This is a genomic window from Paenibacillus sp. ICGEB2008, from assembly GCF_000307675.1.
Classification (GTDB): Bacteria; Bacillota; Bacilli; order Paenibacillales; family Paenibacillaceae; genus Paenibacillus; species Paenibacillus polymyxa.
The window spans coordinates 1-24122 of the sequence record NZ_AMQU01000011.1 but is presented as its reverse complement, the minus strand read 5'-3'; the positions used below and the strand labels follow the sequence as shown (position 1 = coordinate 24122).

Sequence of the window (24122 nt, the reverse complement as noted above, 5' to 3'; positions counted from 1 at the left end):
ACAGGTGTGCCCTGGTTTCGAAAGAATAGCCGTTAAAAATATTGAAGTAGCGACATAGCAAAAGGCAGAGTCGGGACGATCCAGGGAGGTATTATGAGAACTAAACGAACGACGCGTCAGCTAAAGAGCGCTTGGATCGGTTATCGCGCTTCTGACGCCGATGGATTGGTATCCTCATTGCATGAGGAGCGAATCCAGGCAGAGAAGTTGCTACGTGAGGAGCGGGAGCTTTTCCACGCGGCGCTGGAGCGGAAAAAGCAGCGGGATACCGAGTTAAAGCAGCTGCTTGCGGACGCGCTTGCGGAAGAGCGGCGCTGGATTGAAAGGGCGGGAATTCATGGGTGACAAGCTTAGGTGGCAGGTTGGAGGAGTTTCAATTCGCCAAACCAAGAGAAGAATAAAAGAAGAGCGTCAGCGAATCGAACAACTGCAACAACAGCTAGAGGCTCAGCGTGCAGAGCAGGCCCCGATACTGTACAAGCTTGATTTTCATATCGAAGAGTTGGAACGGCGACTGCAGGATACAGAACTTCGTATTCAGGCTTTACAGAATGCCAATGATACAGCAGCAGCTGTGGAACAATTGCTGGATGAAGGAATACAGGATGGACAGGTGCAGGAGGCGCAAGTCCAATATGCATCTGGGCAGGAACAAGCAGCGGCAGGAGCAGCTATAGGTCTTGCTTCCAGTATCCCTGGTGCAGAAGGCGGAGAGGCGGCAGCAGGAACGCAGACCGGACGAAACGGCAAGGCCCGTCTGGGAGATCAGCTGGTGGAGAACGGGATGATTACCCGGGATCAGCTGACAGATGCTATCCGCAACCAGAAGCGTTACGGTGGCAGACTGGGCGATATTCTTGTAGAGATGGGTTTCATTACAGCTGAGCAGCTACAAGAGCAAATTGACGGTGATGAGTCCAAGGAGAGACTGGGCGATATGCTGGTTCGTTCCGGCTATATTACACCGGAGCAGCTAGAGCGTGCGCTCGAGTTCCAGGCGAAGAGCGGCGGACTGCTCGGCGACATCTTGCTATCATTGCAAATGTTGGAGCCAGCGGATTTGTACCGCGCGATTGCTACACAGAACCGAATCGGGCGTATTGGTGAGGAGTTGGCGCTGGATGCGGCGTACAAGCTACCCGAGCAAGTGGCCATGGCTTATGGCGTGGTCGTCATCCACCAATATATGAACCGCTATATTGTAGCGGTCAGTGATCCACTGCCAGAGGAGCGACGCTTGAAGCTGGAAGAAATTCTGGGTATGCCGGTAGAGCAAGTACTTGCAACGAAGGAAGAGATGGAGCAGCTCTGGGGTAAAATCTACGGTGAGGAAATGATGCAAGAGAGCACGACTGGGCTATTGGAAAAAGAACCGCATAATTCGGCGCGGACCACCTTTACCAAAGGACAGCTCTGGGTGTTTGCAGCTATGGGAATGATCACACTGCTTGGCCTCCTCTGGAACAGTTGGAAAACGGTGCTGATCATTAATATGATGATTCAGCTGTTTTATTTTGCTATGACGCTATTCAAATTTGGTATTATCTATCTCGGTTCCCGGCGTGGGGCGCAGCTTCGCTTCACGAAGGAAGAGGTAGACGCCATGGATGAAAAAAGACTGCCGATCTATACGATTCTTGTTCCGATGTATAAGGAAGCGGGCGTGCTTCCGATGTTGTTGCGGAATTTGGAACAGCTGGATTATCCAAAGTCCAAGCTGGATGTACGGCTGCTGATCGAAGAGGACGACATTGAGACGATTGAGCTGCTACGGGAAATGAAGCTGCCAGCGTATTACACGACACTGGTCGTGCCCGACGGCTTGCCGAAAACTAAGCCGAAGGCATGTAATTATGGACTTATTCGGGCCCGCGGCGAATTTGTCGTCATTTACGATGCTGAGGATCGTCCCGATGCTGACCAACTTAAAAAGGTCATTGCAGCGTTTGATTCACTGCCTGAGAATTATGCGTGTATTCAAGCGAAGCTCAATTATTTTAACAGCACACAAAATTTGCTGACCCGCTGGTTCACACAAGAATACAGTATGTGGTTCGAATTGCTGCTGCCAGGAATTATGCAGTTAGACACCCCCATTCCGTTGGGCGGTACGTCCAATCATTTCCGGGTATCTGTATTGAAAGATATCAATGCGTGGGACCCCTATAATGTAACCGAGGATGCCGATCTGGGCATTCGTCTGTATAAAGGTGGTTATAAAACGGCCATTGTCGATTCCCGCACATGGGAGGAAGCGAACAGCCGCGTGGGCAACTGGATTCGTCAGCGTTCACGTTGGATCAAGGGATATATGCAGACATGGCTGGTTCATATGCGCAATCCGGTTAAGCTGGTGCGCGAAGTGGGCTGGAAAGGATTTTTCGGTTTTCAGGTGATGATTCTGGCGACTCCGATGTTGCCATTGCTAAACCCGATTTTTTGGGGCTTGCTTATTTTATGGTTTGGCTGGGAGTTGTCCTTTATTCCCAAGCTGTTCCCGGGTTATGTGTACTACTTGGCCAGCGCGGAATTTTATATCGGTAACTTTCTGTTCGTATTCAGTAATGTGGCCGGCATGTATTGGGTCATCGGTGAGCTGGAAGAGCGCGGTGAACGAACATTTTCATACGCGATGGTCAAATATGGGCTACTCTCGCCGTTATATTGGGTACTTATGAGTATAGCTGCGATAAAAGCAGCTTGGCAGCTTATAACCAAGCCGTTCTATTGGGAGAAGACGACGCATGGTCTGACCGATATGCATGACTTGGATGATACCCCGGCACAGTCCTCCTGAATATGAAGAAAGAAGGAGCAAGAATGGAGACCAAAAATCCTTTTTTATCCGTCGTCATTCCTATGTACAATGAAGGCTCACACCTTGAGCGTTCACTTAAGGTGATCGATGGGGTGCTGTCTGTTGTCACCTCACGTTATGAGCTTATTATTGTAGATGATGGTTCCAAAGACGATACGTGGCTCAAGTTGTCCGAATTGTCCCGTCGTATGCCCTCTTTGCTCGCACTCCGGCTGAGTCGGAATTTTGGTAAGGAGCTGGCGTTATGCGCAGGTTTGGAAAATGCATCTGGCGATGCGATCATTGTCATGGACGGTGATCTGCAGCATCCTCCTGAGATGATCGGGGAAATGGTGCGTTTATGGCAGAATGAAGGTTATGATTTAGTTGAATGTGTGAAAGAATTTCGGGGAGAAGAGTCTGTAGGCAAAAAGCTCGGAGCTTCTTTGTTCTATGCAACCTTGAATCGTTTGACGGGCTTTAATCTAAAGGATGCCTCCGATTATAAGCTGCTGGATCGAAGAGTGGTGGATGCCTGGATGGCGATGCCAGAGCGCATGCCGTTTTTTCGCGGGATGACCGCCTGGCTCGGTTTTCGTAAAACCCAGATTACATTCCGGGTGGCTCCACGAGAAGAGGGTCCAAGCCGCTGGAGTCCGTTAGGCCTATTTCGATTGGCTGCGGAAGCGATCGTTTCGTTTTCGACGGTACCTTTGCGGGTAGTGAGTTTAATGGGTCTCATTTTCATGCTGATTTCGGTCGTGTTGGGGATTCAAACCTTAATGCACAAAATAACGGGTGACGCTGTGACCGGGTTTACCACTGTCATTTTACTGCTTTTGATTATCGGTAGTGTACTTATGCTGTCGATTGGAGTGGTAGGAGAATATATTGCCGCCATATATCACGAAGTCAAAGCCAGACCCCGTTATCTAATTGCAGATAAACGGGCGAATGCTGACCGACTGTGGGTGGATAGGGAGTTTAATCAACATGATCAGACGTTCGTATCTAAAGTATCCAATCATTAAATACGGTATTGTCGGACTGCTGGGTACAGGCATTCACGTCGGTGTACTTGTGCTGCTGGTGGAGCTGTTTGCAATACCTGCAGTAACGGCTACTACCATAGGCTTTATCGTTACGTTGCTCGTTTCGTATGTGCTGAATCGTAACTGGACGTTCGAGCCTACCGGCGAAGGGAGCCGCACTCAGTTTCTTAAATATTTATTGGTCTGCACCTGCGGCTTGCTCCTGAATGCCGCTCTGATGTACGTAACCATTCACTGGATTGGTTGGTCGTATCTGATCGGTGAAGTCTTAACTACCATCATCGTGCCAGTTCATAATTATATCTGGAACCGCTATTGGATCTTCTCCGTTCCGCAACAGCGTCAGAAAGAGGTTTCATGATCGTAAGGAAACATGGAAAGTTGTTGTCATTGTTTGCTTGTATTGCTGCTCTAGAATTAGCCGTGGGTGTTTATTTTGCATGGCATCTTGGCTATATGCATACCGATGCGCTCAGTCGAGTAGCGAATGCATTTTATGTACTGTATAGTCGTGACCCGCATTTGGGTGCTATTGGGTTTGTGTGGAATCCACTACCGAGTTTGATGGAACTCATTGTACTGTTGTTCTATCCATTGTTTCCCGCACTCGCTTCCCACGGGCTGGCAGCAGTGATTGTGAGCAGCCTGTTTGCTGGGGCGAGTACAGCATTATTGTACGGGACGGGAAAAGAACTAGGGCTTCACGGTGTAACTAGTTTGCTAATTGCGCTGTTATTTTCACTGAATCCGTTTATGTTTCTGTTTGGCTTCAACGGCTTGAGTGACTCGCCCTATATCTTTTTTATCCTGTTGACAGTGAGTCGATTCTGTATGTGGCTTAAGGATCGCAAGGCGGCGAATTTGATCGTATCCGGTTTTGCGCTTGCATTGGCATTTTGGGTTCGCTACGAAGCAGTCCCACTGGGGGTTGCGCTGGCTTTGGGCGTATTACTGACGATTTTTTTTCTGCATCGGTGGCGTACAAACAGAGAGAACGTTAAAACGCAATTGTCTTTAAAAGAGCGCCTGTACAAGGTAGAAGCGACATGGCTTCTATTGTTGCTGCCGCTTGTCTTTTCCGGTTTGCTGTGGCTCTTTTTTAACTGGATTATCATGGGCGACCCGCTTTACTTTTTACGCTCGCAATATTCCAATTCCACACAATCAGCGGCTTTGCTGGAGGATCAACGCTTTGTAGAAATGTTTGCTCACCCTATGCTGATGCTAAAGTTTGTCGGGCAACGGACCTTATGGTATGCGGCTCCGTTGATTGCCGTTTTGCTTATACGCCTATTGGACAAACGTCTGTGGAGTTGGAGCACATTAACGCTGCTGGCTATTTTTTTATCAGTACCTGGGCTCCAGCTTTTACTGATGCTTAAGCATTCTTCGTTTGGCTGGTTCCGATATTTTATGTATGTATTCCCGATTACGGTTGCTTGGCTGCCGTATGAGCTTAGTCTGTTGAAGGGGAAAATGCGGGGGATCGGAATCTCACTGGTAACGGCAGGAATGTTGGCAACAGCAGGCTTGTTATCCTACGCACTGACGAATCCCGCGATTGCGGCGGATGAGCATAGCTATCTGACGCATAGTGGCAATGAAAGCTATACTCGACAAATTGTTGAACGGAAAATAGGGTCATGGCTGGATAAACATTATGGTTCATCTCTCATTTTGACAGATTCTTATACGGCCTATCCGATTATTTTGAGCAGTAAAATGCCGAAGAAGTTTATGATAACGAGTGATTATGATTTTGGGAAATCTTTAACGGATCTGCCCGCTTCCAAGGTGGATTATGTTTTGGTTACGCGCTTGGTAGAAGGGGTACCGCTGGATCAGGTGAACCGGAACTATCCTGATCTGTTTGAAAAGGGGGCGCCATGGGCCACGTTGGTGCATGATTTTGACGGGGAGTGGCGATTGTACAAGATAGAGCATGAAGAACTGCAATAATTTTATTGTATTTTAGTGCATCGTAGCGGAGGGAAGGATACAGCTGGAGGGCGTAAGCTCCCTACAGCTGCACCACCGCAAGAAGTTTGAGGGGGAACGAGAGGAATGTCCTTTCGCAAATGGTCTGCAAGCAGATGGATGGCTATAGGTCTGTTTGTGTTTATACTTGCATTGGAGCTATCTGCGGGCATCTATTTCAGCTATGTTCTGGGATATATGCACACAGACGCGCTCAGTCGGGTAGCTAACGCATTTTATGTGCTGTACAGCCGCGACCCGCATCTGGGCGCTATCGGATTTATTTGGAATCCACTACCCAGTCTTCTGGAAATGGTGATTCTATTGCTGTATCCAATCTTTCCGGCATTAGCCTCCTATGGATTGGCTGCTGTTATTCTGAGTGCTACCTTTTCTGCTTTGACCGCTATGCTGCTATATCGGGCGGGTGTCAGAACAGGGATTAGCTCTAGCATGAGCATGCTGCTGGCTTTGTTGTATGCACTGAATCCGTTTATTTTACTATTTGGTGCCAACGGTCTAAGCGATTCGTTATACATATATTTCATTATGATGACGGTGATTGAATTTGCGCTGTGGCTCAAGGACCGCATGACGGCAAGTCTGATTGTTTCTGGGTTAGCACTTGCCATGGCGTTCTGGACTCGTTATGAAGCGGTGCCTCTGGGCGTGGCCATGGCTGTTGGCGTGGTCTTGGCGATTTTATTTCTTCATCGCAACTTGGGTAGACGTGAACTGGCCCTGCGGGAAAAGCTGCATAAAGTCGAGGCAACCTGGTTGCTTCTTCTGCTCCCCGTGGTCTTTTCCGGGCTGTTGTGGATTTTCTTTAACTATCTTATTATGGGGAACGCTTTTTATTTCCTGAATTCAGAGTACTCGAACACGGCCCAATCGGCAGAGCTGCTGAATGATGATAAATTTGTAGAGATTTTCTCCAATCCGCTGGTGGCTTTGAAGTTTATTGCATCCAAAACTATCTGGTATTCTGTACCGTTGTTTGCTATTTTGTTCATTCGTCTGTTGAGTGGACGCTTGTTCCGGTGGGGAACCTTGATTATTTTGTTATTGTTCCTGTCTGTACCAGGCTTGCAGTTTTTACTTATGATGCGGCAATCCTCGTACGGTTGGTTCCGCTACTTTATGTATGTATTCCCAATTACCGTAGCCTGGTTGCCTTATGAGTTGAGCCAGCTTCAGGGACGTTGGCGGAGGGCGGCCTTTGGTCTAGTGTCCGTCAGTCTGCTACTTACCGCTGGATTACTCTCCTATGCGTTGACTCGCCCGGATATTGCACCGGATGAGAATAGCTTTCTCACACGCACGGGGAATGTAAACTATGTGAGACAAGAATCAGATCGTAAGATTGCCGTTTGGCTGGATGAGCATCTGCCGAAGTCTACCATTATGACAGATTCGGCTTCAGCCTACACGATGATCGTCTACAGCCAATATCCCAAACGTTTTCTGATCACCAGTGATTATGCGTTCAATAAAGCATTAAGTTATCCGCAGGACAATCATGTGGACTATATCCTTGTACCTAAGATTATGTCAGGCATGCCGCTGAGTAAGATTAATATGGTATATCCGAATTTATATGAGCATGGTGCCCCATGGGTTCAGCTTGAACGTGAGTTCAACGGCGAGTGGCGCCTGTATAAAGTGTTGCCTAAGGCACTAACTAATGGATCTCCAACGACGGAGACAACGACTAATCCCTGATGATAGGCATAACAACAATCCCTGGAGCCTATTCCCTTCGCATGGTGCGAGGAGGAAGGATGCGGGGATTTTTTTGCCTGTTTAGTGCCCTTTAAGCGGTAGCCATGCCAGTACATCCTGAATTTTCGCGTCCCAGTATCCCCATTCATGAGTTCCAGGACCTTCTTCGTAGGTCAGCGGAACTCCAAGAGAGGTGCATGTTTCACGAAAAGTCTGATTTCCCTTATATAAGAAATCTTCCGTACCGCAGCATTGGTAGAGTCGGGGGAGTGAGCTCCCCGCGGTGGTATGACGTTGTAGCAGCTCCAGCAAATCGTGATCTGTTCCGCGTATTTCATCTGGCCCGAAAATGTTAAGCCATTCCGCTGGACTCATGGCATTTTGCATAGGATCGGTACGGGATGCGTGTAAATCCATAACCCCCGAAAGACTGGCAGCGGCTGCAAAGCGTTCTGGGTGCTGGAGTGCCAGTTTGAAGGCACCATACCCCCCCATAGAAAGACCAGCTACAAAATTGTCTTCACGTTTGTCCGACAGAGGAAAGAATGAACGTGCCAAAGCCGGCAATTCTTCACTAATAAAGGTCCAATAAGCCGCTCCTTGCTCCATATTCGTATAGAAACTCCGATGTACCTGGGGCATGACGACGGCTAGGCCCATAGAGGCGACGTAGCGTTCAATCGAGGTTCGACGCAGCCAGGTTGAATCATCGTCCGACAGGCCATGCAGTAAATACAGTGTCGGATGTGGCCCTGTTCCTTGCTTGCCCTCCATTCCAATCTGTGAGCGGGTTGCCTGCGGAAGAATAACATTCATGGATGTGCTTAGACCAAGAACTTCCGAGTAAAACTGACATTGAATAAGTGCCATAAGAAAACCTCTTTTCCTAGGGGTTGCAATCTCTTTGACCTGTTCCAGCCTACTGATTATTCATTCATTATACTTTAACCTGTCCAAATATACATATCCAAGTGAATAACTAGGCATTAAGTCCTGTTTCTTATTTATCCTACATTAGGAGGGGGCATGGTTATATGGGACGATTTTTTTAATTTAGGGGTTATTTGGGTTTGATTTCTGGTAAAGTGTTTAAAAAAGATTGATGAATCCAATCTGAGGGAGGAATTTATAGCATGGGGAAAAAGTTAAGAACCACAATTACAGGTGTACTGAGTACAGGTCTTATTCTTAGCGCATTCAGCGCAGCGGCAGCTGCTCCTCAAACTACAAGCGGCCATTGGGCGGGAGATCAGGTGCAACGCTGGTCAGCTACAGGGCAATTGGATGGGGCGGTAAAACCGGATGCGGCGATCACACGCGCAGAATTTATCGTTCTTCTGAACCGCAGCTTGGGAACGTTCACACAGGAACTTCCAGCAGTGACAGACGTAACGTATGCAGGTGGTGTGAAAATTAACGGTAATGGAAGCAGAACGTTCACAGATGTTCCGGCATCCCACTGGGCATACAACGAACTGACAAGTGCCGTAAATGCAGGCTACATAAGCGGCTATGCAGATAACAAGCTCAAACCAAATGGTAAGGTAACACGTCAGGAAGCAGCTGCGATTATTGGCAAAGCTATTGGGCTGACTGCGGGTAACGCAGCAGATGTTACTAAATTCATTGACTCCGACAAAATCGGATCTTGGGCGAAGAAAAGTGTAGCGGCTGTTGCGGAGCAAAAAATCATCAACGGTTATCCGGATGGTAAATTCCAGCCACTGAAGCCGCTGACTCGTGCAGAGGCGGTTGCTATTCTGGATGCTGCATCCGGTTATAACCTGAGCCCTGTTGATAATCTGACGACGACTCCTGGCGGAACGGTAACGGATTCCACATACAGTAACGTGACCAATTCCACTTACGGTAATACGTCGACTACTTCTGACAGTGAAACAGAAGATAGCAGCACAAGTACTAGCACAGATAGTACAACTACTACGGACAACTCTACAACAACAGAGACAAGCACAGAGACAACTACAAATACCGATACGACTACAGACACAGCTACTGACGCGGATGCTACCTCGAATACACTGAAAGTCAACGATGTGTACGATGGTGAAGGTACAATTACAGGAACAGCAAAAGCGGGTTCCACAGTAACTGCCTATTCCAACGATCTGCCTATCGGCAGTGCAGTAGCCAAAGATGACGGCACATTTAGCATCAGTGTGCTTACTCAAAAAGCGACAGTTAGACTGGTGATCAAAGCTAAAGATACAGACGGCCATGAAAGTGAGCCTGTAGAAATCTCGGTTTTGAGTAAACGCAGCGAGTAATTTAGAAACAAAAAAAACCCCCTTTCACTCTGTCTGGAACCAATCCAGCCAGTAGTGAAGGGGGATTTTTTCGTTTATTCGCTTATTCCATCTTCCACAATAGGTTTCTCCAGTTCGCGTGTTTGTGGCTCAGACGATGTGCTACCGCCATAACTAGCTATAATGCGCTGCTGCGCTCGGTACGTATCGCGGCTGATTCGGGTGCGCTCGACGGGTTTTCCATCTACCTTTTTTATTCGAAAAGTCTCTACCACATACCCTTCTTTCCCCTGCCGAATGACTTGATAGAAGCCGGAGGGGAGTGAGTCGTTACGTATTCTCTTTACGGGTATGGGGAGTACGCGAACGGTGTGAGATTCAAGCTCATACGCAATATTGGATGGGAATGTACCAAAAATTTTGACGGTAAGCGTTCGATTTTGGACCGCGGCACGTAGGAGCAAATGTTTGCCGGTATTATTTCTAAAACGAAAATTAATGGATCCTGTAGCAAAGGTCGCATCCTGGCCTTTGGGCAGATAGCTGACTGGCAGGGAATGGTTGCGGCGTTCGACAATGTCCAAGCCGACTCGCAGCGCTGCATTATAGACCGTGCTGGATACCTGACAAATCCCACCGCCAATGCCGGACTCCAGCCGTCCGTTCACGATTACTGGAGCCTCACGAAAACCATGGGTGCGCTCAGCCTTGGCAATCACCTGGCCGTAGTCAAATATGTCACCTGGTTTGAGAATTAAACCATCAACGGTGCTTGCCGCCGAATTAACGTTATACACACGTCCTTTCGAGCTACTGCCGAGACTGGTGGAAAATTGGGTAATTTTACGCTCTATACCTTCGCTGCGCAGCCTGTCGACCGTAATTTTCGGCTCCAACTGGTGGAACGGTAATTCCACTCGGATCGGCTCCTCGAAAGCCGTAAAATCCTTGGGGAGTGCCTGCTTCATTACGACGTCCAGTTTGGGCCAATCCAAGCGCCGGGCAGAGCGCCCCGGAATATAACGAACCTGATCGTTTGCATCAATCTGACGCACCGCATTGATAGGCATGCCGTATCGTTGTTCCTCCCAATCAGCTCCAAATTGGGATTTTAAGATCTTCTCTTGCTGGAAAGGTGTGATAGACCATTCCTTCTCGAAGCTAAAACGTGTCTGTACGCGAGTCCATAGATGCTTCGCGCTGAGTGCCTTTACCGCATTTCGGAATGCCTCCGCTTTATAACTGAACCCTGCTTCCCCGAGTGTTAGCTTTATATCCTGTGCACTGCTGTCACTGTCCGTGAAGAGCAGAGGGCGCTGCTTCAATGCATCCAGTTTTTTCTCCACCAGTCGAAGAGCGTCCGTTTTATCCATGCCGCCTACGTTGACTCCTCCGATCCGCACTCCCTCTGGTAGTGTTTGTCTATCGGCGTACAGATGAAGTCCTCCCCACAGCATAGCCAGCGCCAGAACACCAGACCATATCCAAATGACAGATAAATGAATTTTTTTTCATAATGCAGATGTCTCCTGTCTGATAAGCTTGATAGCATTTCGTGTGCCATAATATTCATATATATGTGCCAAAAGCAGAAAACTTTCGGTACTATTTAGGTAACAAATTTGTTACAATGATAAACGGTATGATGAAATACAGAAGTTTTTAAAGGAAATGCATGGAATATGTCGAATGGATACTAGGTTATACGTAACATGATTAAGCAGCGGGAAGTGATCGAGTGATTGAAATGCAGGATGTGTGGAAGACCTATACGAACGGGACCCACGCACTTCAAGGAGTATCGGTCAGAATTGACCGTAATGAATTCGTATACGTAGTCGGCCCGTCTGGAGCGGGGAAATCGACTTTTATGAAGCTTATTTATAGAGAAGAAGTACCGACCAAGGGACAAATTTCAGTCAATGGTTTTAATATTGGGAAGCTCAAGCAGCGCAAAATTCCCTACGTTCGTCGTAACATCGGAGTCATTTTTCAGGATTTCCGGCTTTTGCCGCGTTTGACAGCCTATGAAAATGTGGCTTTTGCTATGGAAGTTATAGAGGCTCCCAAGAAGCTGATCCGCAAGCGGGTTCCAGAAGTGCTCGAATTGGTTGGCTTGAAAGAAAAAATGAATCGTGAGCCTGCCCAGCTTTCTGGTGGGGAGCAACAGCGTGTAGCAATTGCACGGGCCATCGTGAACAATCCCTCGGTCATCATTGCTGATGAACCGACGGGGAATCTGGACCCCGAAACATCGTGGGAGATCATGCAGTTGCTGGATGAAATTAATTTTCGGGGTACGACCATTGTGATGGCGACACACAATAAGGACATCGTGAACTCCATGCGTAAACGCGTCATTGCCATCGAAAATGGCAATATCGTAAGAGACCAGGTAAGAGGGGAGTACGGATATGACTTTTAATACCTTCTTGCGTCATATGCGGGAAGGTTTCAAAAACATATTCCGCAATGGCTGGATGTCCGTAGCATCCGTCACCTCAATTATTGTGTCACTGCTCATACTGGGCGTGTTTATTATGCTGGTGCTTAACGTCAACTCCTTGGCTGATCAAGCAGATAGTCAGGTGGAAGTTAACGTATTTCTGGAGCTCAATGTCGATCAGAGCATGCGTGAAACACTGCAAAAGGAAATCGCGGCAATGCCGGAGATCAGCAAAACGACCTTTGTGACGAAAGCTCAAGGTTTGGAGGAGCTTCGCAAAGATTTGGGAGACAGTGGCAAGGATCTGCTGGAGGGTTTTGACAAGGACAGCAATCCACTGCCGGACAAAATCGTGGTAGAGGTTATTGAACCAACGACGGTTCCATTTGTGGCCGAGAAGATTGAGAAGCTGAATACATTGCATCCCGAAAAACCGATCTTAAAGGTTCGTTACGGCAAAGGCACTGTAGAGACGCTCTTTACCATTACTAAGCTGATCCGCAATGTTGGTTTTATATTCGTCGCCGGACTGGCGATCATGTCTATGTTCTTGATATCGAATACCATTCGAGTAACGATATTGGCACGACGCAGAGAAATCAGCATTATGAAGCTGGTCGGTGCGACCAACTTTTTCATACGATGGCCGTTTTTTATCGAAGGCGCGCTTATTGGTCTTATTGGTTCTCTTATTACTGTAGGAATTTTATTTACAGGCTATCAGCGTTTGCTGACAGCCGTTCAGGGAGATATCGCTCTCAATATGTTGAAGCTTATGCCGCTTGAAGGCATTTGGATTCAGCTGAGTGCATTGCTGGTTATTTTGGGGATGCTGGTCGGAATTATTGGCAGTACCCTGTCCATGCGCAAGTTCTTGAAAGTCTAAGAAGCATTTGGTGGAACGTCGTAGTCATTCAATAGAACGGGGAAGCCCGGTGTTATTTTGCGATAAAGGATGGGGAGTGCAAGTTGAAAAAAATAGGATCTGTGTTGGCTGCTACGTTGGTAGCTGCATTGCTAATCCAGCCTTCTGACGGATATGCCAAAAGCGTGAGTGAGATCAATTCGCAACTGAACCAATTAGAAAAGCAAGCCAAATCTGCCAAGCAACAGCAGCAAAAGGCTGCTCAAGATAAACAGTATGCTCAACATTACAAAAATAAAACCGTACAAAACCTGAAAACGGTACTTGCTCAAATTAACAGCGTCAGTGATCAGCTGACTCGTGTAGCGGTTCAGATCGATCAAACGGAAGATAATCTGCGTGCGACTAAAAAAGATTTGGCCGAAGCAATTGATCGCATTAATTCGCGGGAAAAAATGCTGGAAACTCGTGTGCGTCTCATGTATACGGATGGAACGGTCTCCTATATGGACGTGCTTATGTCTTCGACCAGCTTTAGTGATTTTCTCAGTCGGGTAGATTCCCTGAAAACGATCGTGGAGCAGGACCAAATTCTGTTGGACGAGCATAAAAAGGACAAGGCTCTGGTCGTTAGCAAGAAAAAGCAGCTTGATACGGAATATAAAAATGCCAAGAAGCTGTATGCGCTCAAGCAGGACGCCAAAGCTCAATTGAATTCGAAGGAAAAAGAGAAGCAAAGACTGATTGCCAACTACGATCATGATATTGCTGAATCGGATGAAATTAGTGAAGAGCAAAACGATATGCTGGTAGCCCTCGCGAACAAACGTGTGGCGCTGGTGCAGGAGAAGAACAAGCTCAGAGCGGAGCAGGCTGCCAAAGCAGCACGCGCTAGAGCAGCTGCACGTGCTGCTGCAGCCAAGCGAATTGCATCTTCATCCTCAGGCGCCGCCTCGAATTCCAGCCATACGGCAGCCAGTACGTATACGGGCGGATCAGGTACTTTGGCTACGCCTGTAGCCCATTACCGACTCTCATCTACTTTTGGCATGCGGGTACATCCGATAACCGGCAAGCTTAAAGGCCATACAGGTATTGATCTGGCGGCTCCGCAGGGAACCGACATTCATGCAGCCGAGGACGGTGTTGTCATTGTTGCTGAATGGTGGAGCGGATATGGGAACACGGTTGTCATTGACCACGGAGACGGACTATGGACCCTATACGGACATATTCGCAACGGCGGTACGGTGGTTCATACGGGGCAAACCGTGAAACGCGGTCAAAAAATTGCGGAAGTGGGTTCGACGGGGAATTCCACAGGACCTCACTGTCATTTTGAAGTGCGCGAGAATAACAAACCTGTAAATCCGATGAACTATTTATAATAGATAAGGTAAGCCCTATTTGTAACCAATCCGGTTGTAGATAGGGTTTTGCTTTAATGGTTCATATCCAATGAAGAACATGTGCATTGAAACACGGAGTAGGATACAATTAACATATTCCGTACAAGCTAAACGTATACTTCGTGAATGGATGCGTTGTGAGGGAAATAGGATACAAGATAAAGAGAAGGCGGTGGACGATTAGATGTTGAAGAAAAGTACAGCGGTACTCTTGATGGTGATCGGGCTGCTTGGCGGCAGTCTGCTCACTTTTGCTTATACTGGAACAACCACAGTAGGGAATAGCGCTCTGGGCGAAGGACTGCTGGCGAGTGTAACGGGGAGTAGTTCCTCCTCCAGAAGTGATATCCGCAAAATTGAGACAGCGATGGACCTAATCCAGGGACAATATTATCAGGATGTGGATCGCACCAAGCTGGTGGATGGCGCCATCAATGGAATGATGGAGTCGCTTGGCGATCCGTATTCCTCTTATATGGGTAAAGAAACTGCACAACAGTTCGAGCAATCCATAGAAGGCTCTTTTACCGGGATTGGAGCCGAAGTAGCGGCTGAAAATGGGAAAGTAGTCGTAGTCACACCAATTAAAGGATCTCCGGCTGAAAAGGCGGGTCTACGCGCTAAGGATATTATATTGTCTGTTAACGGTGAAACACTGGACGGTTTGGATCTGAACAAGGCCGTTTCCAAAATTCGTGGACCAAAGGGCAGTCAGGCAAAAGTCAAAATTCAGCGTAACGGTTCTCCTGATCCACTCGAATACACGATTACCCGTGACAACATTGATATGGAAACTGTAACGGCTCATATGGAAAGTGATGGAGTAGGCGTCATTACGATCACCCAGTTCTCCTTAAATACGGCAGAACGTTTCAAGGAAGAGTTAGCCAAGCTGGAAAAACAAGGGCTTAAGGGACTCGTCATTGACGTGCGTAATAACCCAGGTGGGGTACTTTCTGTTGTCATTGATATTGCACAGCAATTTGTACCTTCCGGTAAAACGATTGTACAAGTGGAAGACAAAAATCAGAAGCGTGAGGAAGAGAAGTCCAAAGGTTCACGCAAAAATTATCCGGTGACTTTGCTCATGAATAAAGGTAGCGCAAGTGCGTCCGAAATTCTGGCAGGTGCTCTCCAGCAATCCGCTGGCGCAGTGTTGATCGGAGAAAACTCCTTTGGTAAAGGTACTGTACAAACCAGCTATGACAAGCAAATGGGTGACGGTAGCCTGCTCAAAATCACGATTGCCAAATGGCTAACGCCAAATGGAACATGGATTCATAAAAAAGGGATTAAGCCGGACATCGCGGTGGACCAGCCTGAATACTTTACGGCAGCACCGCTGAACAAGGAAAAGTCCTTGAAATACAATATGAATAGCAGCGATGTGAAAAATGCACAAATCATTCTGCAAGGCTTGGGATACAAACCAGGTCGCGAGGACGGCTATTTTGACAAAGTGACTGAAAGCTCTGTTATGGCTTTCCAAAAAGAGGCGAAGCTGACGGCTAACGGCATCATTGATGCGAAGACAGCATCAGCGATGGAAGCGAAGCTGATTGAAAAAATTCGTGATCCGAAAAATGATAATCAACTCAAGCAGGGGATTGAAGAGATTCGGAAGGAAATGAAGACAGGCGTAGCGAAATAATAGTGAGGCTACAACAAGGGGGCTGGAAACAGCCTCCTTTTTTATTGGGATTTATTTGCAGTCTGTCGGTTTGTCTTCCCTACATTGGCAATTTCATATAAAATAAATGGATATGAAATGTACGTGCTCCGCTATACAGCGGACCAGGGGCATAAGGAGTGTGAATGGACTTGGAATGGGCATTACAATGGGGATGGAGCGTCTTGAATGCTTGCTTGTACCTGCTTTTGCAGCCGTTTTATTATATCTCGATACTCATTGTCGCGCTTGGCTATCGTCGGCAAATGCTACTGGAGCGCAAGCTATTTCATACTAGAATGCATAGCTGGGCTGCAGAGACCTGGCGTGTCGTATGGAGTGGCTTGCTTGCCGGGATGGCACTATCCGTTCTAGGAATGTTCATCAGCGTGCATCTGAACCCGACTTCCATCGTGTGCCTGTGGATAGCCACATTACTGCTCATGCTGGTACGCGTCCGTTACCTGTGTCTTGCTTATTCGGTTGGTCTGCTAGGTGTAGTTCAATTTTTTCTGAACATAGCGAGTGGCTGGCAGCCTGGGGGAGTGCTCGGGACATCGGTAGCAGCTATCCGTGGATTGGATATTCCAGCACTCTTAGTGTTGGTTGCTGTACTGCATGTGGCTGAAGCGCTGTTGGTTCGCTGGCAAGGAGGAAAGGCAGCTACTCCGCTGTTCGTCGAGGGCAAACGGGGGAGATTGGTTGGTGGCTATCGTATGGAAGATCTCTGGCCCATTCCATTACTGTTACTGGTACCCGCTCAGGGAGGATTCATGCTTCCCTGGACACCTTTGTTCGGCGGCGATGCCGGAACAGGGTATATGCTAGCAGCTCTGCCAGTCCTGATGGGCTTTAGCAGTGTGACGCTCGGCCAGCTACCCCGACAGAAGGCAGTACTTACTTCGAACCGATTGCTCCTGTACAGTGTGGCTTTGCTTCTGCTAAGCCTGTTGGCGGCCTGGTGGAGTCCGCTAATCTTGCTGGCAGCGTTATTCTCCTTCTTGGCCCATGAAGCGCTGATTTGGTACGGAAATATAGAGGAAAGCCGTCTTAGTCCGATGTTTGTACATCCCGAGCAAGGGATGCGTGTTCTCGCTGTGCTGCCAGATAGTCCGGCGACAGCTATGGGCATACTGCCGGGTGAGGCCATATACCGTGTGAATGGCATGGTTGTGAACAGCCGTGCCGAGCTGCATCAGGCCTTGCGGATCAACTCTGCTTTTTGTAAGCTGGAGGTACGCAATCTGCAAGGGGAGAGCAAGTTTGTACAGCGAGGCATGTACGATGGCGATCATCATCAGTTAGGGGTCGTGCTTGCACCTGATGCAGACGCAGGCTGGGCTGTATCCATACAGCCGGCCTCCATCTACCGAATTGTGGCCATGCACATAGGTGCACGACGACGCAAAGCAGGACAGGCATCCAAGGCAGAGGGTACGCATTTGGACACCATGGACCAATAGATATTACAACAAGAGGGTAGTCATTATTTGATTAGAATCGAATAAGGCTACCCTCTTTTGTATATGGCGACAGCAGCCTGCTTGAAATGAATATTCTCATCGGTATACAATGAATAATGTAATGGGAAACATTGATGAACCGAATGCCTATCATGTGTGTCAAGCAGGGAGAGGAAAAGATGAACGCGATTCACTTTATTCGAGAGTACATCAGGCACCCACGCAGCGTAGGCGCTGTAATACCCAGTTCAAGACAGCTGGCCAAACAAATTGCGACACCGATTTACTTTGACAAAGCCTCGTGCATTATTGAATATGGGGCAGGGACCGGTGTGTTTACGCAGGAGCTGATTTTGAACAAACGTCCAGATACACTACTGTTAGTGATTGAGGCAAATGAATCGTTTTATAAAAAATTACAAAGCAAATATGGTCACCTGGAGAGGGTACACATCATTCATGGATCGGCCGAGCATGTAGCGCGGTATATGGAACAGTACCAAGTCTCGAAGGTGGATTATATCGTATCGGGGCTTCCTTTCACCAGCTTACCCGCCGCGTTATCCAGCCTCATTTTGGGACAAACGGCCGAGGTGTTAGGCCAAGAAGGCAAGTTTATTACGTTCCAGTATAGCAAAGTTAAGCACAATTTCTTCCGTACTTTCTTTGCAGATATCCAGATTAAAAAGGTAAATTATAATGTGCCGCCAGCCTATGTGTTTACTTGCAGCCTGTGACCCTTCAGCTATGTAGGAGATTAGAATAAATACGAATATCCATACACGGATGATTATGAGAAGATTGGGTCAGCATCATTAAGATGTTGAAACGGTCTTTTTTGTTGTCTACTTTTATGGAAATTTAAGATAAGGGTTATGTTAAATGGCAAAATTCATTTAAGGAATCATATTTTAAAATGGGGCTTAACCTATATATTACATAAGTTGGAACCTGTTAGACTTTTGTAGGATTCATAATAAATCTGAACTTTTGTTAAAGGAGATTTATATATGGTAAAACCGCTGATGTTCATGCGCTGGTGTGAGTATTATGGGTTAAGCGACCGTGAAACAGATTTTGTATCCTTTTTTATGATGAATTTTTCGGCTGCACGATCAGGCAATCAACCCAAACTTAAGGATCAATTTGTTGAGATTCAAAAAAAAGCCTTTCCAGAATACCCCTTTGATATTAGCCCGGAAGAACTGGATTATAACAAATTTGAAGAACTGATGAAACGAGTGTTGAACATTCATTTTGACACAGCCGAACTGCTGTATTCCTTCTATCTCCAAAAGCTGTGTGCACCTTTAGCAGAATACATTTTATCTACTGGAGATGCCGAGCCAGCACGGATCTACTATGAACTTATTCAAAAGGACAAAGTACGGTAGAGATAAAAAAGCCCCTTAGCTAAGGGGCTTTTTTATATTCAGGCTATAAAGTTATTTAATAAGTTAACTCTAGTCAATGTTCTGCTATATAACCATTTGGAATAATCTAAGAATATGGACATTACGTCCCATAAATGGTTCGATATGAAGATTTGATCGGTAAAACGTATAGCAAAGCTGTATTACAACATTTGAAGATCCGAGCAATTCTGAATTTCGGACGGAGAGGAGAGTGTAATCAACCAGATACTTGGAGCTTCGATGGGTGGAATTTCAGCACAAATCTATAAAAAATGAATCTATGGATTAGAGTAAGGCGATGCTGTTCCGGAGCGGTACTTGTATGGGGCTGCTCTTTTCAAATGTAAAGGAGGAAAGTGGTATGAGAGCGAAAAATAGTAGTAGTATTCTGTTCAAACGTTCCAAATGGCTGCCTGTCGTCATGGCCTGCACGATGATAGTAGGGGGGGCTTTACCTGCTCCAGCTGTGGTTCACGGTCAAACGGCAAAGACTATTACTATTAAAGTAGATACATCCAAGGATCGTAAGCCTATTAGCCCTTATATATATGGTACAAATCAGGATTTGACAGGCGATGAAAATATGGCTGCCAGACGACTTGGTGGCAATCGAATGACCGGATACAACTGGGAAAACAACATGTCCAATGCAGGAAGTGACTGGCAGCAATCTAGCGATAACTATTTATGCAGTAATGGTGGCCTGACACAAGCCGAATGTGAAAAGCCAGGAGCGGTGACGACTTCGTTTCATGACCAATCGCTGAAGCTTGGCACTTATTCTTTAGTTACGTTGCCGATGGCCGGTTATGTGGCTAAGGATGGAAACGGAAGTGTGCAGGAAAGCGAAAAGGCCCCTTCCGCTCGTTGGAATCAGGTCGTAAACGCCAAAAATACACCGTTCCAACTACAGCCTGATCTGAATGACAATCGGGTCTATGTGGATGAGTTCGTCCATTTTTTAGTGAACAAGTACGGCACTGCTTCAACAAAGGCGGGTGTGAAAGGATATGCCCTCGACAATGAACCCGCTCTCTGGTCGCATACGCATCCACGCATTCATGGTGAAAAAGTCGGAGCGAAAGAGTTGGTAGACCGGTCAGTCAGTTTATCCAAAGCTGTGAAAGCGATTGACGCAGGTGCAGAAATTTTTGGGCCGGTTCTTTACGGATTTGGCGCCTATAAAGATCTTCAAACTGCACCTGATTGGGACTCTGTAAAAGGCAATTATAGCTGGTTCGTAGACTATTACCTGGATCAAATGCGCCTTAGCTCGCAAGCCGAAGGCAAGAGATTGCTGGATGTATTCGACGTACACTGGTATCCCGAAGCGATGGGCGGAGGCATACGAATTACGAATGAGGTAGGCAATGACGAAACGAAGAAAGCCAGAATGCAGGCACCTCGCACCTTGTGGGACCCAACCTATAAGGAAGATAGTTGGATCGCTCAATGGAACAGCGAGTTTTTGCCCATACTACCTCGATTGAAGCAGTCGGTGGATAAATATTATCCGGGAACCAAGCTGGCAATGACCGAGTATAGCTATGGCGGCGAAAATGATATTTCCGGCGGGATTGCGATGACCGATGTGCTCGGTATCTTGGGCAAAAATGATGTTTATATGGCAAACTACTGGAAGCTAAAGGATGGTGTCAACAACTACGTTAGTGCCGCTTACAAGCTTTATCGCAATTATGACGGAAAAAACTCTACTTTCGGTGATACCAGTGTTAGTGCGCAAACATCGGATATTGTCAATAGCTCGGTCCACGCTTCCGTAACGAATGCATCCGACAAAGAACTGCACCTCGTTGTCATGAATAAAAGCATGGACAGCGCATTCGACGCCCAATTTGATCTTTCCGGCGCGAAGACTTACAGTTCCGGTAAAGTATGGGGGTTCGATAAAAACAGCTCGCAAATTAAAGAAGCAGCGCCAATCACGCAAATTTCAGGCAACCGTTTTACTTATACCGTACCGCCTTTGACGGCATATCACATTGTGCTGACTACTGGCAATGACACGTCTCCAGTGGAAGGTCCTGAAAGCTTTAAGCTGAAAGCTGAGGCTGGTGATGGGAAAGTCCATTTGTCCTGGGACGCTTCCGGCGGAATTGTAGGTTACAGTGTACAGCGGGCAACAGATGAAAACGGCCCTTTCGCTGCTGTAGCATCCAACTTGGTCGAAACGTCTTATACGGATACTAACGTAACAAACGGTACTTCATACTATTACAAAGTAACCGCCAAAACCAATAAGGGATCGAGCGAATCTAATATTTTGAAAGCGGTTCCGAAGACGCCTGTAAACGGTCCCGCTCGCTATGAAGCCGAAGAAGGCACGCTGAAGGGAACCATTGTGGAATCCAGCGGGACCGGCTACTCCGGTGCTGGTTATGTAACGAATTTCCACAATCCAGGGGATTCTCTGACGATGACGATTCAGGCTCCCACGGCAGGCTTGTACAATCTTACAATCGGCTACCGTTCTCCTCATGATGACAAACGCACCAATTTCTCATTAAACGGCAAAGCGTTTGGCGAACTGTTGCTTAAGAAAACGACTGATTTTAAAGAAACTTCCGGAGGCAAGGTGCTGTTGAATGCAGGCGCGAATACGATCGGTTTTGAAACAGGCTGGGGCTGGTACGATATCGACTACGTCAGACTGGAGCCTGCCGCTGACCGCCCACCTCATGCGGTAACCAAAACGCTTACCAATCCGAATGCGACGGTAGAAGCAAAAGCATTGATGAACTATCTGGTTGATCAATACGGGAAGAATATGCTCTCTGGTCAAGAGGAAATAAACGAAATTGATTGGCTTCAAGCCAATGTAGGTAAAAAGCCGGCGATTGCAGCGCTTGACCTGATCGACTATTCGCCAAGCAGAGCGGAACACGGTCTTAATTCCACAGAGGCAGAAAAGGCGATTGCATGGGATAAGCAAGGGGGCATCGTTACCTTTGCATGGCACTGGAACGCACCGAAAGGTCTGATCGATACGCAGGGAAAAGAATGGTGGAGAGGCTTCTATGCCGATTCGACCACATTCGATATAGAATATGCGATGAATCATCCAGAGTCCGAAGATTATAAATTACTTATTCGCGACATCGATGTGATTGCAGGGCAATTGAAGAAGTTGCAGGATGCGAAGGTTCCTGTCCTGTTCCGTCCTTTGCACGAAGCGGAAGGCAAATGGTTCTGGTGGGGCGCCAAAGGTCCTGAGCCTGTTAAAAAACTGTATATTTTAATGCACGACCGTTTGTCGAATGTGCACAAATTGAACAATCTGATCTGGGTATGGAATTCTGTTGCTCCGGATTGGTATCCGGGAGACGAGTATGTGGATATTTTGAGCTTTGACTCTTATCCGCAAGCAGGTGATTACAGCCCGCAAATTTCAAAATACGAAGACCTTGTTGCATTGGGCAAGGACAAAAAGCTAGTTGCCATGAGCGAAAATGGACCGATCCCGGACCCAGATCTGATGAAGGCGTATCAAGCTCATTGGAGCTGGTTCGCTACATGGTATGGAGATTTTGTGAGAGACGGCAAACAAAACAGCCTTGAGCATCTGAAAAAAGTGTATAATCATCCGAACGTCATTACGCTGGATGAGCTCCCAACGAACTTAAAAACGTATGGCATTACTGAGCAGCCGTCCGTACCGGGCAGCTTCACGCTGAACGCTGCGGGTGAAACGGCGAAAATATCGCTAAGCTGGACAGCATCGGCGAATGCGAAAAGCTATGAAGTGAAGCGTTCGACGACTGAAAACGGCGCGTTCGCCACCGTAGCGAGCGATGTGTACGGAAGCAGCTACGCCGACACAGCTGTAACGGCGGACACGACGTACTACTACCAAATCGTAGCGAAGAATGATGCAGGCCAGACGCTGTCGAACACGGCTAGCGCAGCGCCAAAAGCGGATACACAACAGCCGACGACGGGACTGCTGCTCCAATATCGCACAGCAGATACTAAGGTGAACGATAATCACCTCAATCCGCAATTCCAAATTGTAAACAAAGGCACAACCTCCGTACCGATCAACGAGTTGAAAATTCGCTACTACTACACAATCGACGGTGACCGTGAGCAGACTTTCAACTGCGACTATGCGACGCTGAGCTGCTCGAAGCTGAACGGTAAGCTGGTTAAAATGGAGAAGGCTGAAACCGGTGCCGATTATTATTTGGAAGTCAGTTTCAATTCGGATGCAGGCGTGTTAGCACCTGGAGGAAGCACGGGCGATATCCAAACCCGTATTCATAAGACAGACTGGTCGAACTATAACGAAAGTGACGATTATTCGTATAAAGGCACGCAAACCTCATTTGCCGATCATCTTAAAGTTACCTTGTATCATAACGGCGTACTTGTTTGGGGAACCGAGCCGACAGCTAATTAAGATAAATGTTCGATCTAAAACATTGCTGAAATGAGCAGGGGAATTGTATCCTCTGCTCATTTTTTTTGTACAGAGCCTCTATAACTTTAAAATGGATAATGAAGGAAGGGATATGTTTGACTTTTATATTCAGATTAAAGAAATCACGAACTAAAATTACCTCATAATGTTAGAAAAGACGAAAAATATATTTTTCAGTTAAGAGGGGGATTGAAATGGAACATACACCTACGATCCGCTCGACGATAGAGACCGAACTCAAGCAGAGAGGCTATACATTTAGCAGCTTCAGTAAAATATCTGGAATTAACCGTGGTACATTTAGCACTATGCTGAACAGTAACCCACCTAAGCCAATTTCGGTTCGTCAGATGGACCTGATTACCAAGGCATTGGGGTATCCCGAAGGCTGGTTGTATGAGTTATACATAGATGAATGTTTTTACGAGGGGAAAGGGCACTGGAAACGGATCAAGCCTTTTTTACTGCGTTGTGTGGAGTTGGGGAGGAAGGAGTGTATTCAAAAGGTATTGTCGAGACTAACAGAAGACTTGTCCTATGTGCCGACGATATTTGAGCTTGCAGAAGAACTACACGAAGCAGGGACAAGGAAAATTGAA

At 47.1% G+C, this 24122-nt stretch carries 18 protein-coding genes; 16 read left to right on the top strand and 2 right to left on the bottom strand.

Features of this window, described 5'->3' with window-relative positions:
* The first annotated feature begins 93 nt into the window (after positions 1-93).
* The 6 genes from C400_RS0111640 to C400_RS0111615 all read left to right on the top strand — a co-directional run bounded on the left by C400_RS0111640 (position 94) and on the right by C400_RS0111615 (position 7548).
* A complete protein-coding gene (locus C400_RS0111640; RefSeq protein ID WP_016822944.1) occupies positions 94-345 on the top strand; it encodes a hypothetical protein in 252 nt (83 codons plus the stop codon).
* Positions 338-2797 carry a glycosyltransferase family 2 protein gene (locus tag C400_RS0111635; protein WP_016822945.1) on the top strand — a complete coding sequence of 820 codons (2460 nt, stop codon included), beginning with the start codon at positions 338-340 and terminating at the stop codon, positions 2795-2797. The genes C400_RS0111640 and C400_RS0111635 overlap by 8 nt, the downstream gene beginning before the upstream one ends.
* A gap of 23 nt (positions 2798-2820) precedes the next feature.
* A complete protein-coding gene (locus tag C400_RS0111630) occupies positions 2821-3828 on the top strand; it encodes a glycosyltransferase family 2 protein (protein ID WP_017427078.1) in 1008 nt (335 codons plus the stop codon).
* Positions 3791-4210 carry a GtrA family protein gene (locus C400_RS0111625; protein ID WP_013373353.1) on the top strand — a complete coding sequence of 140 codons (420 nt, stop codon included), beginning with the start codon at positions 3791-3793 and terminating at the stop codon, positions 4208-4210. Before C400_RS0111630 ends, C400_RS0111625 begins: the two co-directional genes overlap by 38 nt.
* A complete protein-coding gene (locus C400_RS0111620; RefSeq protein WP_017427077.1) occupies positions 4207-5808 on the top strand; it encodes a glycosyltransferase family 39 protein in 1602 nt (533 codons plus the stop codon). The genes C400_RS0111625 and C400_RS0111620 overlap by 4 nt, the downstream gene beginning before the upstream one ends.
* 105 nt (positions 5809-5913) lie before the next feature.
* Positions 5914-7548: a glycosyltransferase family 39 protein gene (locus C400_RS0111615; protein WP_016822948.1), complete on the top strand. Its 1635-nt coding sequence runs from the start codon at positions 5914-5916 to the stop codon at positions 7546-7548.
* Positions 7549-7629: 81 nt separating this feature from the next.
* On the opposite strand, the gene C400_RS0111610 is transcribed toward C400_RS0111615, so the two are convergent.
* Positions 7630-8418: an alpha/beta hydrolase gene (locus tag C400_RS0111610; RefSeq protein WP_017427076.1), complete on the bottom strand. Its 789-nt coding sequence runs from the start codon at positions 8416-8418 to the stop codon at positions 7630-7632.
* Between the two features lie 263 nt (positions 8419-8681).
* Here C400_RS0111610 and C400_RS0111605 point away from each other — a divergent pair, with 263 nt between their 5' ends.
* Positions 8682-9836 carry an S-layer homology domain-containing protein gene (locus C400_RS0111605; protein ID WP_017427075.1) on the top strand — a complete coding sequence of 385 codons (1155 nt, stop codon included), beginning with the start codon at positions 8682-8684 and terminating at the stop codon, positions 9834-9836.
* A 74-nt stretch (positions 9837-9910) separates the two neighbouring features.
* On the opposite strand, the gene C400_RS0111600 is transcribed toward C400_RS0111605, so the two are convergent.
* The gene (locus C400_RS0111600; RefSeq protein ID WP_049885693.1) at positions 9911-11272 is read right to left on the bottom strand and encodes a VanW family protein; all 1362 of its coding nucleotides are present in this window, start codon (positions 11270-11272) and stop codon (positions 9911-9913) included.
* Positions 11273-11553: 281 nt separating this feature from the next.
* Between C400_RS0111600 and ftsE the strand changes: the two genes are divergently transcribed.
* The 9 genes from ftsE to C400_RS26225 all read left to right on the top strand — a co-directional run.
* Positions 11554-12240, top strand: a complete 687-nt coding sequence (gene ftsE / locus C400_RS0111595; RefSeq protein WP_007432660.1) for a cell division ATP-binding protein FtsE — start codon at positions 11554-11556, stop codon at positions 12238-12240.
* Positions 12230-13147, top strand: a complete 918-nt coding sequence (gene ftsX, locus C400_RS0111590; protein WP_016822951.1) for a permease-like cell division protein FtsX — start codon at positions 12230-12232, stop codon at positions 13145-13147. Before ftsE ends, ftsX begins: the two co-directional genes overlap by 11 nt.
* 83 nt (positions 13148-13230) lie before the next feature.
* On the top strand, positions 13231-14514 hold the full coding sequence (locus C400_RS0111585; RefSeq protein WP_016822952.1) for a murein hydrolase activator EnvC family protein: 1284 nt from the start codon (positions 13231-13233) through the stop codon (positions 14512-14514).
* 205 nt (positions 14515-14719) lie between these two features.
* A complete protein-coding gene (locus C400_RS0111580) occupies positions 14720-16186 on the top strand; it encodes a S41 family peptidase (RefSeq protein ID WP_016822953.1) in 1467 nt (488 codons plus the stop codon).
* A 164-nt stretch (positions 16187-16350) separates the two neighbouring features.
* Complete coding sequence (locus C400_RS0111575) at positions 16351-17667, top strand: PDZ domain-containing protein (protein ID WP_017427073.1); 1317 nt, start codon at positions 16351-16353, stop codon at positions 17665-17667.
* A gap of 179 nt (positions 17668-17846) precedes the next feature.
* Complete coding sequence (locus C400_RS0111570; protein WP_016822955.1) at positions 17847-18404, top strand: class I SAM-dependent methyltransferase; 558 nt, start codon at positions 17847-17849, stop codon at positions 18402-18404.
* A 273-nt stretch (positions 18405-18677) separates the two neighbouring features.
* Positions 18678-19061, top strand: a complete 384-nt coding sequence (locus tag C400_RS0111565; protein WP_016822956.1) for a hypothetical protein — start codon at positions 18678-18680, stop codon at positions 19059-19061.
* 382 nt (positions 19062-19443) lie between these two features.
* Positions 19444-23502 carry a glycosyl hydrolase gene (locus tag C400_RS0111560; RefSeq protein WP_017427072.1) on the top strand — a complete coding sequence of 1353 codons (4059 nt, stop codon included), beginning with the start codon at positions 19444-19446 and terminating at the stop codon, positions 23500-23502.
* A 215-nt stretch (positions 23503-23717) separates the two neighbouring features.
* Positions 23718-24122, top strand: a 405-nt coding sequence (locus C400_RS26225) for a helix-turn-helix domain-containing protein (protein WP_232795356.1), incomplete at its 3' end; no start/stop codon positions are given.

Excerpts from the sequence above, each read along its gene's own strand:
- C400_RS0111620 (WP_017427077.1), top strand. The coding sequence starts at position 4,207 with ATGATCGTAAGGAAACATGGAAAGTTGTTGTCATTGTTTGCTTGTATT.
- C400_RS0111575 (WP_017427073.1), top strand. The coding sequence starts at position 16,351 with ATGGACTTGGAATGGGCATTACAATGGGGATGGAGCGTCTTGAATGCT.
- C400_RS0111580 (WP_016822953.1), top strand. The coding sequence starts at position 14,720 with ATGTTGAAGAAAAGTACAGCGGTACTCTTGATGGTGATCGGGCTGCTT.
- C400_RS0111615 (WP_016822948.1), top strand. The coding sequence starts at position 5,914 with ATGTCCTTTCGCAAATGGTCTGCAAGCAGATGGATGGCTATAGGTCTG.
- C400_RS0111640 (WP_016822944.1), top strand. The coding sequence starts at position 94 with ATGAGAACTAAACGAACGACGCGTCAGCTAAAGAGCGCTTGGATCGGT.
- C400_RS0111625 (WP_013373353.1), top strand. The coding sequence starts at position 3,791 with ATGATCAGACGTTCGTATCTAAAGTATCCAATCATTAAATACGGTATT.
- C400_RS0111635 (WP_016822945.1), top strand. The coding sequence starts at position 338 with ATGGGTGACAAGCTTAGGTGGCAGGTTGGAGGAGTTTCAATTCGCCAA.
- ftsX (WP_016822951.1), top strand. The coding sequence starts at position 12,230 with ATGACTTTTAATACCTTCTTGCGTCATATGCGGGAAGGTTTCAAAAAC.
- C400_RS0111560 (WP_017427072.1), top strand. The coding sequence starts at position 19,444 with ATGAGAGCGAAAAATAGTAGTAGTATTCTGTTCAAACGTTCCAAATGG.
- C400_RS0111605 (WP_017427075.1), top strand. The coding sequence starts at position 8,682 with ATGGGGAAAAAGTTAAGAACCACAATTACAGGTGTACTGAGTACAGGT.
- C400_RS0111570 (WP_016822955.1), top strand. The coding sequence starts at position 17,847 with ATGAACGCGATTCACTTTATTCGAGAGTACATCAGGCACCCACGCAGC.
- C400_RS0111565 (WP_016822956.1), top strand. The coding sequence starts at position 18,678 with ATGGTAAAACCGCTGATGTTCATGCGCTGGTGTGAGTATTATGGGTTA.
- C400_RS0111600 (WP_049885693.1), bottom strand. The coding sequence starts at position 11,272 with ATGCTGTGGGGAGGACTTCATCTGTACGCCGATAGACAAACACTACCA.
- C400_RS0111610 (WP_017427076.1), bottom strand. The coding sequence starts at position 8,418 with ATGGCACTTATTCAATGTCAGTTTTACTCGGAAGTTCTTGGTCTAAGC.
- C400_RS0111630 (WP_017427078.1), top strand. The coding sequence starts at position 2,821 with ATGGAGACCAAAAATCCTTTTTTATCCGTCGTCATTCCTATGTACAAT.